Below are 15,972 nucleotides of genomic sequence, written 5' to 3'. Positions count from 1 at the left end.
TGGCCGGGCTCCCTCAAGGCGATCGTCTTCCAGTTCGCCACCTCACCGACGTCACCTGGCAGATGTCGGGCGAGGTGATCCTGATGACGCTTCTCGGCGGCATCGGCACCATGGTCGGCCCGATCATCGGCGCCAGCCTCGTCGTCGGCCTGGAAAACACGCTGGCCACGTCAGGCTTCCCGGTGACCATCGCGACGGGGCTGATCTTCATGGTGTGCGTGCTCATTTTCCGACGCGACATCGTCGGCGAACTTTACGCGCGGCTTCTCAAACGGCCGGGCAGGGGCTGATCAGCTCCAGATCGACTAACCGCGATTGAGCGGGCCGCGAAGGGCGCTTTGCCCAGAATAGGAACGTCTTGATCGGCGAGGCAAGCGAGAAGGCAGCGTCAAGTTCGAGCCGGAGATGAAGAAGAACGGAGCTATCGCCGCATAGGCGTCCGCCTCCGTGGGTATGGACGGATCCAATCATGCGCAATATGGATGGGGATGAAGCCTGCTATGGTGTTCGCGTTTTCGCCGCGTCGCTAAGGCAGGTGACGTTTGTTGAATGACGCAGCGCAGGGCGGGTTGGCCTTCTGGTCCAATGCCGCTCGCATAAGTGTCGATATCAGGGGATCTGGTCAATGACCGACAACAAGCCAGACGTTACCAAGGATTGGCAAGCGACGCAGGGCCAGAAGTCCTCCGCCACGCGTCTTCGCCTTTTCGCCGCGCTGTCGTGGATCGTCGCCATTGGCGGCGAGATCTACGGGATTATTCTGCTTCGCCAGAACAGGTTCGACCAGGGACACCTGCCGCTGATCATCGGCCTTCTGGTCGGCATTGCGATTTTCGCAATCGCCGGCAATTTGCTGTGGAAGGCGGCCAACAGGCACGATCCGGCCCGTGCATCCGACACAGCCAGGTTCTTCTTCCAAAACCAGCTCGGCGCAATCATCACGCTGATAGCCTTCCTCCCGCTGGTTTTCCTGATCCTCACCGACAAAAACATGGATCCGCAGACCAAGAAGGTTGCCGGCGGCCTCGGCGCTGCGCTGGCCGTGCTCGCGACTGTCATGGGGATCAGTTTCAAACCCCCGTCGGTCGAACAATACACCCAGGATATGAACGCCTGCGCAGCCCAGATCAAGTCGGGGCAGCCCACCACCGCCTGTTCGCCCGACGTCGCCGCCCAGGCGCAGGCGATCGCCACGGACACCGCCGCGGTGGCGACGGCGACGCAGGATGCGAGTCACCCCGCCGGTCAGGATGTCGTCTACTGGATCGCGCCCGAAAACGGAGCCGCGAAGTCCACGGAGCCGCATGTTTTCCACCTCTGCGCGGGCGTCAGCCCACTGAAGGACAAGACCGTGAATAGTGGCTCCGTGACGGAGGCCTACGCACAGAACGCCGTCCGCATCACGAAACAGATCGAGATGGAACAGAAGCAGTGCGGGTTTACCGCCACAACCAGCACCAACTGAGCACGCCTGCTTTCGATCGCGTTCAGCTCTTGTCGAGAGGGATGGCGCGCAAGCGCAGCCTCAGCCCGCCTCCTCACCCGTAACACCCGCGCTCCACCGCCAGCCGCCGCACCAGCGCCAGCACCCCATCGATCGCCGGCGTCGGCTGCCCCGTCAGCCGCCCCAGTTCCTGCACCGCGCCCACCAGCGCGTCGATCTCCATAGGGCGGCCGCGTTCCAGGTCTTGCAGCATCGAGGTCTTGTGTTCGCCGACATCGCCGGCGCCCTTGATGCGGCGGTCGACGTCTATGGGGAAGCGCACGCCGAGGCTTTCGCCGATCGCCTGCGCTTCCAGCATCATGGCGCGGGCGAGCGTGCGGGTGCCCTCGTCGGCGACGATTCCCGCCAGCGTGCTGCCGGTCAGCGCCGAGATCGGATTGAAGGAGAGGTTGCCCCACAGCTTTATCCAGATTTCGCCGCGTATGTCGTCGCGGACCGGCGCCTGCAGCCCGGCCTTGACCAACTCCCCGGCCAGAAGCATGGTCCGTTCGCTCTTCTCGCCCGAGGGCTCGCCGAGCGAGAAGCGCCTGCCCTCGACATGGCGGATGAGGCCGGGCGCGTCGACCTCGACGGCGGGATAGACGACCGAGCCGATGACACGCTGCGGGCCGAGCCGTTCCCAGACCGTGCCGCCGGGATCGACCTGCTGCAGCCTGGTGCCTTCGAGCGCGCCGCCGGCCTTGTAGAAATACCACCACGGCACGCCGTTCTGCATGGTGACGACGGATGTGTGGTCCCCAAGCAGCGGTGCGATCTGGTCGAGCGCGGGCGCGACGGAATGCGCCTTCAGCGCCAGCACGACATAATCCTGCGCGCCAAGCTCTTCCGCCTTGGCGGCGGCCCTGACCGGGGCGGTCGTTTCCTGTCCGTCCTCGATCAGGCGCAGGCCATCTGCCTTGATCGCTTCGAGATGCGCGCCGCGGGCGACGATCGACAGATCGGTGCGGCCGGCGATGGCCAGCTTGGCCGCGAGATAGCCGCCGATGGCGCCGGCGCCGAAGATGGTGATCTTCATCGTCAGAGCCCGAGCTTGGCGGCGAGCCCGATGCGCTGCAGCTTGCCGGTGGCGCCCTTGGGGATCTCGTCCAGGATCAGCACCTTGCGCGGCACCTTGAAATCGGCGAGCCGGGTCGCGGCGTGGGCGCGGATATCGCCCTCGGTGGCGCTCATGCCTTCGCGCAGCACCACGGCCGCCGCCACCTCCTCGCCAAGCTTGTCATGCGGCATGGCGAAGGTGACGACCTGCGCCACCGCCGGATGGTCCATCAGCACGTCGTCGACCTCGAGCGGCGAGATCTTTTCGCCGCCGCGGTTGATGATCTCCTTCAGCCGGCCGGTAACCTTGAGATAGCCGTCGCCGTCGAGCACGCCCTGGTCGCCGGTGTGGAACCAGCCATGCGCAAAGGCCGTGGCGTTGGCGTCCGGGTTCTTCTCGTAGCCTGACGTGACATTGGGTCCGCGAATGACGATCTCGCCGGTTTCGCCGGCCTGCATCAGCCGTCCGTCCGGCGCCATGACCGCCACTTCGGGTCCGCCCGCCGCACCGACGCTGCCCGGTTTGCGCAAGCCCGGCGGCAGCCGGTTCGAGGCCATCTGGTGCGCGGCCTCGGTCATCCCATAGGATTCGATGACCGGGCAGCCGAAGGTCGCTTCGAGTTCGGCCATGACCTGCGCCGGCAGCGATGCCGAGGACGAGCGGATGAAGCGCGGCTTAGCTGCTGCCAGCACGCCTTCATTGCGCGCCGCGCGCGCCAGGATCGCCTGGTGCATGGTCGGCACGGCCGTGTACCAGCTTGGTTTCGCGTCACTCAGCCATTGGAAGAAGCGCAGCGCGTTGAAGCCCGGCGTGCAGTAGATGCTGCCGCCGGCGGCGAGCGACGACAGCACCGCCGCGATCAGCCCATGGATGTGGAACAGCGGCATGATGTTGAGGCAGCGATCGCTGGCCGTCAGGCCGAGCGTCGCGCCGATATGGCGGGCGGAGGCCGCGACATTGGCATGGCTGAGCGGCACCAGCTTGGGCCGCGACGTCGTGCCGGAGGTGTGCAGCAACAGCGCGATGTCGTCGTCCCCCGCCATGGCGGGCGCCGCCTGCGGGCCGACCGCCTTGCCCTCGATGATGAAGCTGCCGGCCGGAGCATCTGGCTGCACGATGAGCCGCAGCACGCCGATGCCGAGACGCTCGGCCACCGTCACGGCCGGACCGGTCTCGGTCTCCGCGACGAGGATAGCCTTGGCGCCGATGTCGGTGAGATAGAAATCGAGTTCGTCGGCCCGGTAGGCCGGATTGAGCGGCGCCGTCGAGGCTGTGGCCGCCACCGCGATGAAGGCCGTCGCCATCTCCGGTCCGTTCGGCAGCACGATCGCCACCCGGTCGCCCTGGCCGATGCCGAGGGCGTGCAGCTGAGTGGCGGTGGCGGCGATCAGCGCGCGCAGACCGCCATGGGTCAGCGTGGGCCTGTCGGGCGCCAGGATGGCGGGGGCGTTGTCGTCTCCGGCGGCGAGGCGGCGGGAGAGGTCTGGGTGGGTTTGGGTCATGATCACCGACTATGTTTCAAAGCTTGTGAAAGTCCAGCGGAGGTTCGCGCCGCCCCTCATTGCCCTGCCGGGCATTTCTCCCCGTATAGCGACGGGGGAAAGGGCTGTTCGCCGATGGTTTCGCCAACTGCCAGCGTTGCAGAAAAGCGCCGAGGGAGCGGAGCGTCCCTCTCCCCCGTCACTATACGGGGAGAGGATGCCGGCAGGCAGGTGAGGGGCAGCGCCAGCGCCTGGAGAAGTAGCGAGCAACCTTGAACTGAATCCCATCAGTACGCTCTACCGGTACCCATACCTCAATATCCCAGCGCCATCCCGTCCTTGCGCGGGTCCGACGCCCCGGTCAGCGTTCCCTTCTCCCAGTCGATCAGCACCGCCTGTCCGCCGCCGAGCGGATGGTGCGGCTCGGCGATGGCGTGGCCGCGCCGGCGCAGGCCTTCGATCGCCTCGGTGGGCACGTTGCGCTCCGCCTCCACCATGCCGTCATTGTAGAACACGCGCGGCGCGTCCAGCGCCTGCTGCGGGTCCATGCCGAAATCGATCATGTTGGTCAGAAGGTGGACATGGCCGAAGGGCTGGTAGCCGCCGCCCATCACGCCGAACGGCATCACCACGCGGCCGTTCCTTGTCGCCATGCCCGGCATGATCGTGTGCATCGGCCGCTTGCCGGGCGCGATCGCGTTGGGGTGCGCCGGATCGAGGCGGAAGCTTGAGCCGCGGTTCTGCAGGACCACGCCGCTCTTCGGGCCGACCACGCCGCTGCCGAAGGAATAATAGGTCGAGTTGATGAACGAGACCGCGTTGCGGTCGCGGTCGACAATCGAGATATAGACCGTGTCGCTGCCGGGCAGTTGCACATCCGGCAGGTGGGTCATGGCGCGCTCGCGGTCGATCTGGGCGCGCAGCCGCTCGGCATAGGCGGTCGACAGGAGCTCTCGCACCGGCACCTGGACACGGTCCTGGTCGCCGACGAAACGGTCTCGGTCGCGATAGGCCAGCCGCCCGGCCTCGATCTCCAGATGCAGGCGCTCGGCGCCGTTGGGATCGAGCTCGCCAAGCTTGAAGCCCGACAGCACGTTCAGCATCAACAGCGCCGTCAGGCCCTGGTTGTTCGGCGGCATCTGGTGGATCTCGTGGCCGCCATAGCTGATGCTCACCGGCGCCACATAGTCGCCCCGGGTCGCGGCAAAATCCTCATGCGAATGCAGCCCGCCCAGTTCCTTGAGCCGGCGCACCATGTCGTCGGCCATCGCGCCTTCGTAGAAACCGGCGCGGCCCTGTTTGGCGATGATGCGCAGGGTGGCGGCAAGCTCCGGCTGCCGGTGCACGTCGCCGGCCTTGGGCGCCACGCCACCCGGCAGGAAGATGCGGGCGGCATGCTCGTCGGCGGAAAGGTCGGTTTCGGGTTCGGCCCAGTCGAAGGCGACGCGGTCGTGCACGACATAGCCGTTCTCGGCATAGTGGATCGCCGGCGCCAGCACCTCGGCCAGGCTCTTGCTGCCATGGTCTTCCAGCAGCCGGCACCAGGCGTCGATGGCGCCCGGCACGGTCACCGCATGCGGCCCCTGTTTGGGAAGTTCGCTAAAGCCCTTGTCGCGATACCAGTCGACGGTCGCGGCCGCCGGCGCCCGGCCAGAGCCGTTGAAGGCCAGCACCTCGCTCTGTCCCCTGGGGCAGTAAAGGACAAAGCAATCGCCGCCGATGCCGGTCGATTGCGGCTCGACCACGCCCTGCACGGCGGCGGCGCAGATGGCGGCATCCATCGCATTGCCGCCGACGCGCAGCATCTCGATGGCCGCAAGCGTCGAAAGCGGATGCGATGTCGCGGCGATCGCTTCGGTGGCACGAACCGGCGAGCGGCCGGGAAACTGGAAATCACGCATTCTGTCTGGATATCCCTAGGTCATTTCTGCGAATTGGTCCGATGAAATCAATGCCGCCGGCCGAAAATCTGTGCCAGCGACAAAAGCAGCACCGACAGCACGATCAGGCAGGTCGAGATGGCAGCGATGGTCGGGTCGATCTGGTCGCGCAGCGCGTTGAACATGCGGCGCGTCAGGGTGGTGGTCTCGCCGCCCGAGATGAACAGCGAGACGACAACTTCGTCGAAGGAGGTGATGAAGGCAAATAGCGCGCCCGAGACGATCGAGAAGCGGATCTGCGGCATCGTTACCTGCCAGAAGGCCGCGATGCGTCCCGCACCCAGGCTGCGCGCCACCCGCTCCTGGTTCATGTCGTAGGAGCGCAGGCCCGAAAGCACCGTCAGCACCACCAGCGGCAGCGCCTGCACCGTATGCGCGATAACGAGGCCGGTCAGCGTGTTGTTGAGGCCGATGCGCGCGTAGAGGAAGAAGGTGCCGATACCGACCAGGATCACCGGGATGATCAGCGACGCCGTGAGCAGCGCGTTGATGGTGCCGTTGAAGCGCAGCGTGCCCCGGTTGATCGCATAGGCGGCAGTGGTGCCGAGCGGCGTCGCCACCAGCGCGGTCATGATAGCTACCTTGACCGACACGATGGTCGCATCGCGCCATTCCAGCGACTGGAAATAGCTCTGGTACCAGCGCAGCGACCATTGCTGCGGCGGGAATTGCAGCAGCGTCGAATCCGAAAACGACATGATGACGATGATGACCGACGGCGCGATCAGGAACAACAGCACGAGGCCGCCGAAGCCGTAGAGCCACAGGCGTTGCCGGTGCGAGATCGGCAGGCCGATACCGTCGCTCATCGCGAGCTCCATACGCCGGTGGCGCGCGCGCCGAGCAGCCACTGGAACAGGCCGAGCAGCGCCAGCGTGACCACCAGCAGCACGACGCCGAGTGCCGCACCGGCGCCCCAGTTGGAATAGAGGCTGGTGGTCTGTTCCATGCGCATCGCCCACATCACCACCTTGCCGCCCCCCATCAGCGCCGGGGTGACGAAGAAGCCGAGGCACAGCACGAAGACGATGACCACGCCCGAGGCGAGGCCGGGCAGCGACAGCGGAAAGAAGACCTGCCGGAACGTCGCGGCCGGGCCGGCGCCGAGATTCATGCCGGCGCGCAGGCAGTCGGTGTCGATGGTCTTCATCGAGGCATAGAGCGGCAAAACGAGAAATGGCAGCAATATGTGCGTCATGCCGATGACCACGCCGGAGAAATTGTTGGCGAGCGACAGCGGTTGGCTGATCACGCCCAGATCGATCAGCCAGCTGTTGATCAGGCCCTTGCGCTGCAGGATCACCAGCCAGGCATAGGTGCGCACCAGCACCGAGGTCCAGAACGGCAGGATGACGAAGATCAGGCAGATCGACGCGGCCCGGCGCGGCAGTTGCGACAGCATATAGGCCAGGGGATAGCCGAGCAGCACACAGGCGCCGGTGACGATGAAGGCGACCTTGAAGGTGCTGATGAAGGTCTTGATGTAGGAGGCCTGTTCGAAGAAACGCGCATAATTGGCGGCGCTGAAGGCGCCGGTCTCGTCGAACAGCGACAGCCAGAACAGCCAGCCGATCGGCACGATGATGATGGCGCAGACGAGGAACAGGCTCGGCGCCAGCAGCGCCAGCAGCCGCAGCGACTCACGCCGCGCGTCGGCGCGCAGCGCCTGCGCGTTGAGATCCTGCCCTGCCGGGCCGGCGATCTCCTTCAGCAGGGCGGATTGCGCGCTCATCCCTCGGCCGCCACCAGGATCGTGTCCTTCGCGTCGAGGCCGAGCATGATCGGCTGGCCGGGCGCCGGCATCCTGGCCAGCACATCGCTGCGGCAATAGTCGCGCAACGTCAGCTGCCGGCCGTCGCGCAGGCTGGCGTAGCAAACGAAACTGTCGCCCTGGTAAATGATGTCGCTGACCGTCGCTTCGAGCACATTGATGCCGGCCGACGGGTCAGCTGCCGTGACCAGCCTGAGCTTCTCCGGTCGCACCACCATCAGATGCGGGCCAGCCGGCGGTGTCGGTGCCCCGGTCTGGATCCGCCTGTCCCCATACCAGACCGATCCGTTGCGGCTTTCGACCGGGATGAAGTTCGATTCGCCTATGAAGCCGGCCACGAACTGTGTCTTCGGCGCGGCGTAAAGCGTTTCGGGCCGATCGAGCTGTTCAATGCGGCCGCCGTTCATCACGGCGATGCGGTCAGACATGGTGATGGCTTCGCGCTGGTCGTGCGTGACATAGACCGTCGTCATGCCAAGACGGCGATGAAGCGCGCGCAACTCGATCTGCATGTGCTCGCGCAGGCCCTTGTCGAGCGCCGACAGCGGTTCGTCCATCAAGACGATGCGCGGCTCGAAGACGATGGCGCGCGCCAGGGCCACACGCTGGCGCTGGCCGCCGGAGAGCTGGTCGACGCGGCGCTCGCCCAGTCCCTGCAATTTCACCAGCTCCAGCGCCTTCTCCACCCGCTGCGCCGTCTCGCCGGCCGCGACGCCGCGCTGTTTCAGCGGGAAGGCGATGTTGTGGAAGACGTTCATATGCGGAAACAGCGCATAGTTCTGGAACACCATGCCGATATTGCGCCTGTGCGGCGGCGTGGTGATGATCTCGTCGCCGCCGACCTTGATGCTCCCGGCATTGGCCCTGACGAAACCGGCCAGGATCATCAGCAGCGTCGTCTTTCCCGAGCCGGAGGGGCCAAGCAGGGTCAGGAACTCGCCGGCCTCGACATCGAGGTTCAGGTCGCGCAGCACCGGCACGCTGCCAAATCTCTTCTCGATCCGGCGCATGCTGATCGGCAGCGCGGATGGTGCAATGGACAAGGTTCTTCTCTCCTGGGCAGAAGGCTGAAGGAGCAGGGCGGCGTTCGCGCCGCCCCGCAATGTCAGGGTTCCGGCCTATTGCTGGATCAGATTGTTGAACTTCTCCGTCGCCTCGACAAGGTTGTCGCGCCAGAACTCGGCATCCTGCAGCACCTGCTTCTTGACGTTTTCGGGCGCCGAATTGATGTCCTTGATCCGCTCGGGCGGGATCTTGCCGGTCTCGAAGGCCTTCTCGTTGACCGGCCCATTGTCGACATAGAGCGGCAGATTGGCCTGCAATTGCGGGCTGACGAACATCGCCAGCGCTTTCATCGCCGCTTCCTTGTTCTTGGCGCCCTTGGGGATGACCATGCAGTCGGCGGTGAGCACGCCCTGGTCGAAGGAGAAGCTGACCGGCGCGCCTGCCTTCTTCAGGGTGCCGGCGCGTCCGTTCCAGATGCTCGCCATGTCGACTTCGCCGTCCTTCACCAGTTGCATGGCCTGGGCACCGGAGGTCCACCAGGCATCGACATGGCCGCGGATCTTGTCGACCGATTTCAAGGCGCTATCGACATCGACCGGATAGACCTTGTCGATCGGCAGGCCCGAGGCGAGTGCGGCAACGCTCAGCGTCTCCGTCGCCTGGCTGCTGCTCAACGCGCGCCGTCCCGGGAATTTTTCCACGTTCCAGAAGTCGGCCCAGGTCTTCGGGCCCTTGTCGCCGAAGACATCGGTCCGGTAGATCAACACGACGGAGGTGTAGGAAATGCCGACCCAGTCGTCATGCACCAATTTCGGGTTGATGCCGCTCTTGTCGATAATGCCGTAATCCAGCTTTTCGAACAGGCCTTCCTTCGAGCCGCGCGCGCATTCGTCGGCGCCGAGCTCGGTGATGTCCCACTTCACTGCATTTCCGGTCACCTGCAGCCGCACGTCGTCGAGGCCGTTGGTGGTGTCTTCCTTGATGGTGATGCCGAGCGCATCGGCGGTCGGCTTGAAGAAGGCCTTGGTCTGCGCCTCCTGATAGGTGCCGCCCCACGAGGCGACGGTGATCGTGTCGGCGGCGACGGCGGGCACTGCGAACGCCGCCACGAGGCCCGCGATCGCCACAACGCTAACGTTTCTGATCCTGTTCATTTCGGTTCTCCGACCGGTGTTCCCATTTGTTTTTGATTTGGCATGCGATTTTGTATACAATTTAGAATGTAGCCGAGAGATCGATGTTGTCAACTGCGACAGGCACGATCAGTTCGACGCGATGGGACGATGCCGCAGGCGTGGCAAATTGCGCCGACTGCGACTACAAACGAGGCAATGTCCGGCTAAAGCGGCTGGAGAACTGGGAACGGAACTTGGCCAAGGAAACCAAAAACACACTGCGCGACTCGGTCTATTCCGCGCTCAAGGCGATGATCGTGACCGGCCAGATTCCGCCGGGCTCGCGCGTCACCGAAAGCGACATCGCGGCGAAACTCAATGTCAGCCGCACGCCGGTGCGCGAAGCCTTCAATCGGCTGGAGCGCGACGGGCTGGTCACCGGCCGGCCGCGCCAGGGCTATGCCGTCACCGAGTTCGACATCAACATGTTCCGCGAGGCCTTCGACATCCGCGAACTGCTCGACGGCCATGCGACCGAACTCGCGGCCACCGCGGCGACCGACAAGGACAAGGCGCGGCTGCGCGCCATGCTGGCCGAATGCGAACGGCTGGCCGCCATCCCGGATCGCACCACGCGCGAGAAATTCCAGGAACTGGAAGTCGGCATCGACCTGCACCGTGTCATCGCCGAAATCAGCGGCAACGCGATGCTGCACGGCATGCTGTGCGGCATCCTCGACAAGTGCCAGCATTATGTCTGGACCGAACTCTTGTGGCTCGATGAATGGAAGATCGCCCGCGACGAGCATGCCCGGATCGTCGAGGCGATCTGCGCCGGCGATGCCGCTAAGGCCGGCGCCCTGGCGCGCGCCCATGTGCGGGGATCGCGCGAGAACGTGCTGCGCCTGCTGCAGGCGAAATCGGACTATCAGAGTTTCCTGGCCAAGGCCTCCTGAGCGGGATGGCCCCCGGCCCTACCAGGTCCAGCCGCCCTTTCCGAGCGTCGCCACCGCATCGACGATCCGGGTGAAGCTCGCGCGGGCGCGGCCGACGCTGTGCCGGGCCCTGAGATAGCCGTGCACCAGGCCGGGCTCCTCGAACCAGGTGGCGCGCCCGCCGGCCGCGACGATGCGGTCGCGATAAGCCTCGCCGTCGGATGACAAGGGGTCGCATTCGGCGGTGATCAGCACGGTCGGCGGCAAATTGGCGAAATCGGCATCGGCCAGCGGCGACAGCGTGATGTCGCCGGTTTGATCCACGCCCCCGGTTCGGATGTGCTTGTAGAATTCGAGATCGCGTACCGTCAGCATCGGCGCTTCGGCGTGCCTTACATAGGAGCCGCGCAAGCGATCGCCGCCGAGACCGGGATAAATCAGCACCTGGCCGATCGGCTTTTTCACATGGCCACGCGTCGCGTGTGCAACGGCGGCGCAAAGGTTGCCGCCGGCGCTGTCGCCGCACAGCACGACCGGGCGATCGTAGGTACGGGCCGCCCATTCGAAGGCGCTCATCGCATCATCGAAAGCGGCCGGATGCAGATGTTCAGGCGCCAGCCGGTAATCGACCGAAACCACTTCATGACCGGTGCGGCCGCAAAGTTCGGCACAGACATCGTCATGGCTGTCCAGCCCGCCGAGAATGAAGCCGCCGCCATGGATGTAGACCACCATCGCCGCATCGTCCGGCGTCGCGTTGCGGTAGATGCGGATCGGGACGTCTCGCGCGGGCGTGGCGATAACCGTGGTTTCGGCCGTCACGCCCTCGGGATAGCCGGCAAAGAACTCGCGGCACATCCGGTCATAGATCGCGCGCTGCCGCGCGACCGTGTAGTCGATCGTGTCGGGCGGATAATAGGAATTGGTCCGCTCGATAAAGGCCCAGGTCTCGGCATCGATGAGTTTTGCGTAGTCGGTCATGAAGGGAGACCGGACAGCAACGAATGCGCCCAGGGGCCGCCCTCTGGCCTAACGGGTCCGGCAGGGCAGAGGGGGGTGCCTGGCGCCATCATCTCCAGTGTCACTTCCCCTTCCACACAGGCTCGCGCTTTTCGGCGAAGGCACGGAACCCTTCCATACCGTCCTCCGACCCATAGAGCGCGTCGACGGTCGGCAACTGCCGGCGCGTCACCTTGTTCATCGCATCCTGGAAGGTCAGCGCCTCGGCCACCCGCGCCGTCTCCTTAATCGCGGCGAAGACCAGCGGCGGGCCGCTGGCGAGCAGGCGGGCGATCTCCCAAACGCGGTCCTCGAGCTTTTCCTTGGGCAGCACCTCGTTGACCAGGCCCCAGCGATGCGCCTCGGCGACATCCATCCAGCGGCCGGTGAGCAGAAGGTCCATGGCGACATGATAAGGGATGCGCTTCGGCAGCTTGATCGTCGCCGCGTCGGCCAGCGTGCCGGCACGGATTTCGGGCAGTGCGAAGGAGGAATGGTCCGAGGCGTAGATGAGGTCGCAGGACAGCGCCAGCTCGAAGCCGCCGCCGACCGCCATGCCGTTGACGCAGGCAATGACCGGTTTGTTGAGGTCACGCAGCTCCTGCAGCCCGGCAAAACCGCCGACGCCATAGTCGCCGTCGACCGCGTCGCCGCTGGCCGCGGCCTTCAGGTCCCAACCGGCGCAGAAGAACTTGTCGCCGGCGGTCTTGACGATGGCGACCCGCAGTTCCGGGTCGTCGCGGAACACCTTGAAGGTCTCGCCCATCAGCCGCGAGGTTTTCAGGTCGATCGCATTGGCCTTGGGGCGGTCGAGCGTGACCTCCAGGATGGTGCCTTCGCGGCGAGTCGAAATGACGTCAGACATTCTTGGTCTCTCCCAGCACCAGCAGCGCGTCGGCGATCCAGGCGCCCTTGCCCTGTGTGCAGACGATCAGCGGATTGATGTCGAGTTCCTCGATCTCGCCGGCATTCTCCTGCACGAAACCGGCGATGCCAGCGATCGCGTCTATGGCGGCGGCGACATCGGCCTTCGGCCGGCCGCGATAGCCTTCGAGCAGCGGGAACAGTTTCAGCCCGCGCAGCGCGGCCTCGATGTCGTCGCGCGTCGCCGGCAGCATCAGCGTGACGCTGTCGCGCAGCAGTTCGACCAGCACGCCACCGGTGCCCAGCGTCATGACGGCGCCGAACATCGGATCCCTGGTGAAGCCGACGATCAGTTCGGCGACGCCGTCGCGCACCATGCGCTCGACATAGAGCCCGGTGCCGAGCGGCAACAGGTCATGCGCCGCCGTGCTGACCGACTCGGCATCCTTGAGGTTGAGCCGGACAGCGCCGACCTCGGATTTGTGGGTGACGCCAAGAGCCTTCAGGGCAACCGGAAAGCCGAGCGCCATGGACGAAATCACCGCCTCGACCGCATTGCCGGCGCGCTCGCCCTTGGGCACGGGAAGCCCGGCCTTGATCAGCCGCGCCTTGGCTTCGGCCTCGTCGGGCGTGACGTGGTCGCCGCCAGCCGCGCCGGCAGCGGATGTGTCGACCGGCTGCGCCTGCGGTTCAGCCCATGCCCAGCCGATGAAGGCTGCCGCGCCTGCGGCGTCCATCGCCTCGGAAATGCCGAACAGCGGCACCATGCCCCGCGCCATCAGCTCGGCGGTGTATTCCTCGGGCAGGTTCTCCGGTAGCGAGGAAACAATGGCGCCATGCGCCTTGTTGGTCTTCAGCGCCGATTCGAAGGCGCGCAGCGTCGCCCACCAGTCGGTCACCGAGCAGCGGTCGGGGCGCGGGAAGTCGAGCACCAGCATGTTCAAGTCGAAGCCGCCCGACACCATGGCGGTGAAGGTGGCCGTCATCGCCGGCTCGTTGTTCCAGATGAAGGTGTGGTAGTCCAACGGGTTGGCCACCGCGACCAGCGGCCCGAGGGTCGATTTGACATGGGCGCGGTGGGTGTCGGTCAGCACCGGGAAGTTGACCCAGCGCCCTTCGGCACTGTCGGCCATGACCGACGCTTCGCCGCCCGAACAGCTCATCGACGAGAGCTTGTAGCCAGGCAGCGGGCCGGTGATGTGCAGCAGCTTCAGCGCCTCGATGAAGGCGGGGATGGAATCGACCCGCGCAATGCCAAGCCGCCTCAGGAAGGCGCCGGAAGCAGCGTCCGAGCCGGCCAGCGATGCGGTGTGCGAAACGGTTGCCTGCCGCGCCTGTTCGGACCGGCCGACCTTCATGGCGATGATCGGTTTCCTGAGCTCGCGCGCCCGTGCGGCCAGGCGCTCGAAGCCGGCTACCGAGTCGAAGGCCTCGATATGCAGGCCGAGCGACGTCACACGCTCATCCTCGATCAGGCCGAGCGCCATTTCCGACAGGCCGGTCTGCGCCTGGTTGCCGGCGGTCATCAGGAAGGCGATCGGCAGGCCGCGCTTCTGCATCGTCATGTTGATGGCGATGTTGGACGACTGGGTGATGATGGCGACGCCCTTGCCGCCCTCGTCCAGCCTGATGCCGCCATGTTGGTCGGGCCACAAAAGCGCACCGTCGGCATAGTTGATCAGGCCGTAGCAGTTCGGCCCGATGATCGGCATCTGGCCGGCGGCCGCGACCAGTTCGGCCTGCAGCCGTTCGCCGTCGTCGTCATAAGCATCGGTTTCGAGAAATCCGGCGGCAAAGCAGACGGCGCCGCCGGCCCCGCGCTCGGCCAGCGCCTTGACCACCTCGATGGTCAGGTGCCGGTTGACACCGACAAAGGCGGCATCCGGCGCGCCGGGCAGATCCGCGACCGAGCGGTAGGCCTTGCATCCGGCAACCTCGTCCTTGGTCGGGTGCACCGGCCAGATATCGCCGGCAAAGCCCATCTTGATCGATTGCACCACGACGGCGGCGGCCTGCACGCCACCGAACACGGCGATCGATTTCGGGCGCAGGAGACGTTCAAGTTTATGCATGGTCATCTTTTCGTTTTGAGCGAGATCTCAGGACAAACGATCTCGTTTGCCCGACAAACCGAATCCCGGCTTTGCGCGATCATGCTCTAAGCGCCGAACGGACGCAGCAGCGCCCGCGAAATAATATGTCGCTGAATCTCCGAAGTGCCTTCCCAGATGCGCTCGACACGGGCATCGCGCCAGATGCGCTCCAGTGGCAGGTCGTCCATCAGCCCCATGCCGCCATGGATCTGGATTGCCTCGTCGGCGACAAAGGCGAGCATTTCGGTGGCCTTCAGCTTGGCCATGGCCATGTCCTGGTCGGTGACGGTGCCCTGATCGTACTTCCAGCCGGCTTCGAAGACCATCAGGTCGGCGGCCTTGAGTTCCGTCGCCATGTCGGCGAGCTTGAACGACACGCCCTGGAACTTGCCGATCTGCTGGCCGAACTGCTGGCGCTGCGCGGCGTATTCGACGGCATGGCCAAGCGCCCGCTCGGCACGGCCGAGACAGGTGGCGCCGACCTGCAGACGCGTGGCGCCGAGCCAGGAATTGGCGACGTCGAAGCCCTTGTGAACCTCGCCCAGAACCTGGGATGCCGGCAGCCGGCAATCGTCGAACTCCAAAATGGCGTTGGTGTAGCCGCGATGCGAGACGTTGCGATAGCCGTCGCGCACCGTGAAACCCTTGGTGCCCTTGTCGACGAAGAAGGCGGTGATCTTCTTGCGTTTGCCGCGCGCAGACTCCTCCTCGCCCGAGGCCATGAAGACGATGGCGAAATCGGCGAGATCGGCGTGCGAGATAAAATGCTTGGTGCCGTTCAGCACCCAGTCGTCGCCATCCTGCACGGCTGATGCCTTCATGCCGCGCAGATCGGAGCCAGCGCCCGGCTCTGTCATTGCCAGGCAATCCCATTTCTCGCCGCGGATGCAGGGGAAAAGGTACTTTTCGCGCTGCTCCGGCGTGCCGGCGAGCAGAATGTTGGAAGGACGCGCCACGCAGGTCCAGTGCAGCGCGTAATTGGCCCGGCCGAGTTCCTTCTCGTAAAGCAGCCAGGTCACCGTATCGAGCCCCGCGCCGCCGACATCGGCCGGCATGTTGGCGGCATAGAGCCCGGCCTCGATCGCCTTGGCCTTGATCTCCTCGATCAGCTCGCGGCGCAGCACGCCGGTGCGCTCGACCTCGCGCTCATGCGGATAAAGCTCGTTCTCGACGAAGGCACGCGTCGTCTCGACAATGAGCTTTTGCTCTTCCGAAAGACCGAAATCCAT

At 65.4% G+C, this 15,972-nt stretch carries 13 protein-coding genes and 1 pseudogene; 3 read left to right on the top strand and 11 right to left on the bottom strand.

Features of this window, described 5'->3' with window-relative positions:
• Positions 1–12: 12 nt before the first annotated feature.
• Positions 13–290 (top strand): annotated as a pseudogene (locus EN861_RS05535) (branched-chain amino acid ABC transporter permease); the annotation flags it as partial.
• Positions 291–625: 335 nt separating this feature from the next.
• Positions 626–1,465, top strand: coding sequence for a hypothetical protein (locus EN861_RS05530; protein ID WP_135862773.1), 840 nt, complete (start codon positions 626–628; stop codon positions 1,463–1,465).
• Positions 1,466–1,538: 73 nt separating this feature from the next.
• Here EN861_RS05530 and EN861_RS05525 read toward each other — a convergent pair whose 3' ends face one another.
• From EN861_RS05525 to EN861_RS05490, 7 genes are all read right to left on the bottom strand, one after another.
• Positions 1,539–2,519 (bottom strand): 2-dehydropantoate 2-reductase, encoded by a 981-nt coding sequence (locus tag EN861_RS05525; RefSeq protein WP_127278044.1) that lies wholly within the window; start codon positions 2,517–2,519, stop codon positions 1,539–1,541.
• 2 nt (positions 2,520–2,521) lie between these two features.
• On the bottom strand, positions 2,522–4,042 hold the full coding sequence (locus EN861_RS05520; RefSeq protein WP_189343559.1) for an acyl--CoA ligase: 1,521 nt from the start codon (positions 4,040–4,042) through the stop codon (positions 2,522–2,524).
• Positions 4,043–4,335: 293 nt separating this feature from the next.
• On the bottom strand, positions 4,336–5,922 hold the full coding sequence (gene ggt, locus EN861_RS05510) for a gamma-glutamyltransferase (protein ID WP_135862769.1): 1,587 nt from the start codon (positions 5,920–5,922) through the stop codon (positions 4,336–4,338).
• Between the two features lie 47 nt (positions 5,923–5,969).
• Entirely contained in the window at positions 5,970–6,770 is an 801-nt protein-coding gene (locus tag EN861_RS05505; RefSeq protein WP_127277781.1) for an ABC transporter permease, read from the bottom strand.
• Entirely contained in the window at positions 6,767–7,693 is a 927-nt protein-coding gene (locus EN861_RS05500; protein WP_127277782.1) for an ABC transporter permease, read from the bottom strand. Before EN861_RS05500 ends, EN861_RS05505 begins: the two co-directional genes overlap by 4 nt.
• Positions 7,690–8,775, bottom strand: a complete 1,086-nt coding sequence (locus EN861_RS05495; RefSeq protein WP_127277783.1) for an ABC transporter ATP-binding protein — start codon at positions 8,773–8,775, stop codon at positions 7,690–7,692. Before EN861_RS05495 ends, EN861_RS05500 begins: the two co-directional genes overlap by 4 nt.
• A gap of 75 nt (positions 8,776–8,850) precedes the next feature.
• On the bottom strand, positions 8,851–9,891 hold the full coding sequence (locus tag EN861_RS05490; protein ID WP_127277784.1) for an ABC transporter substrate-binding protein: 1,041 nt from the start codon (positions 9,889–9,891) through the stop codon (positions 8,851–8,853).
• Between the two features lie 215 nt (positions 9,892–10,106).
• Here EN861_RS05490 and EN861_RS05485 point away from each other — a divergent pair, with 215 nt between their 5' ends.
• A complete protein-coding gene (locus EN861_RS05485) occupies positions 10,107–10,808 on the top strand; it encodes a GntR family transcriptional regulator (RefSeq protein WP_189343558.1) in 702 nt (233 codons plus the stop codon).
• A gap of 18 nt (positions 10,809–10,826) precedes the next feature.
• Here the strand turns inward: EN861_RS05485 and EN861_RS05480 are convergent, their stop codons facing one another.
• From EN861_RS05480 to EN861_RS05465, 4 genes are all read right to left on the bottom strand, one after another.
• Positions 10,827–11,768: an alpha/beta hydrolase gene (locus tag EN861_RS05480; protein ID WP_127277785.1), complete on the bottom strand. Its 942-nt coding sequence runs from the start codon at positions 11,766–11,768 to the stop codon at positions 10,827–10,829.
• A gap of 100 nt (positions 11,769–11,868) precedes the next feature.
• Positions 11,869–12,651 (bottom strand): carnitinyl-CoA dehydratase, encoded by a 783-nt coding sequence (locus EN861_RS05475; protein WP_127277786.1) that lies wholly within the window; start codon positions 12,649–12,651, stop codon positions 11,869–11,871.
• Entirely contained in the window at positions 12,644–14,722 is a 2,079-nt protein-coding gene (locus EN861_RS05470; RefSeq protein ID WP_135862767.1) for an acetate--CoA ligase family protein, read from the bottom strand. The genes EN861_RS05475 and EN861_RS05470 overlap by 8 nt, the downstream gene beginning before the upstream one ends.
• 86 nt (positions 14,723–14,808) lie before the next feature.
• On the bottom strand, positions 14,809–15,972 hold the full coding sequence (locus EN861_RS05465; RefSeq protein WP_127277788.1) for an acyl-CoA dehydrogenase: 1,164 nt from the start codon (positions 15,970–15,972) through the stop codon (positions 14,809–14,811).

The organism is Mesorhizobium sp. M8A.F.Ca.ET.218.01.1.1 (genome assembly GCF_004791165.1).
GTDB lineage: Bacteria > Pseudomonadota > Alphaproteobacteria > Rhizobiales > Rhizobiaceae > Mesorhizobium.
The sequence above is the reverse complement of the archived record's forward strand: the minus strand, read 5'-3'. Positions and strand labels throughout refer to the sequence as shown.

Excerpts from the sequence above, each read along its gene's own strand:
- EN861_RS05505 (WP_127277781.1), bottom strand. The coding sequence starts at position 6,770 with ATGAGCGACGGTATCGGCCTGCCGATCTCGCACCGGCAACGCCTGTGG.
- EN861_RS05475 (WP_127277786.1), bottom strand. The coding sequence starts at position 12,651 with ATGTCTGACGTCATTTCGACTCGCCGCGAAGGCACCATCCTGGAGGTC.
- EN861_RS05490 (WP_127277784.1), bottom strand. The coding sequence starts at position 9,891 with ATGAACAGGATCAGAAACGTTAGCGTTGTGGCGATCGCGGGCCTCGTG.
- ggt (WP_135862769.1), bottom strand. The coding sequence starts at position 5,922 with ATGCGTGATTTCCAGTTTCCCGGCCGCTCGCCGGTTCGTGCCACCGAA.
- EN861_RS05480 (WP_127277785.1), bottom strand. The coding sequence starts at position 11,768 with ATGACCGACTACGCAAAACTCATCGATGCCGAGACCTGGGCCTTTATC.
- EN861_RS05525 (WP_127278044.1), bottom strand. The coding sequence starts at position 2,519 with ATGAAGATCACCATCTTCGGCGCCGGCGCCATCGGCGGCTATCTCGCG.
- EN861_RS05500 (WP_127277782.1), bottom strand. The coding sequence starts at position 7,693 with ATGAGCGCGCAATCCGCCCTGCTGAAGGAGATCGCCGGCCCGGCAGGG.
- EN861_RS05530 (WP_135862773.1), top strand. The coding sequence starts at position 626 with ATGACCGACAACAAGCCAGACGTTACCAAGGATTGGCAAGCGACGCAG.
- EN861_RS05465 (WP_127277788.1), bottom strand. The coding sequence starts at position 15,972 with ATGGATTTCGGTCTTTCGGAAGAGCAAAAGCTCATTGTCGAGACGACG.
- EN861_RS05520 (WP_189343559.1), bottom strand. The coding sequence starts at position 4,042 with ATGACCCAAACCCACCCAGACCTCTCCCGCCGCCTCGCCGCCGGAGAC.
- EN861_RS05470 (WP_135862767.1), bottom strand. The coding sequence starts at position 14,722 with ATGCATAAACTTGAACGTCTCCTGCGCCCGAAATCGATCGCCGTGTTC.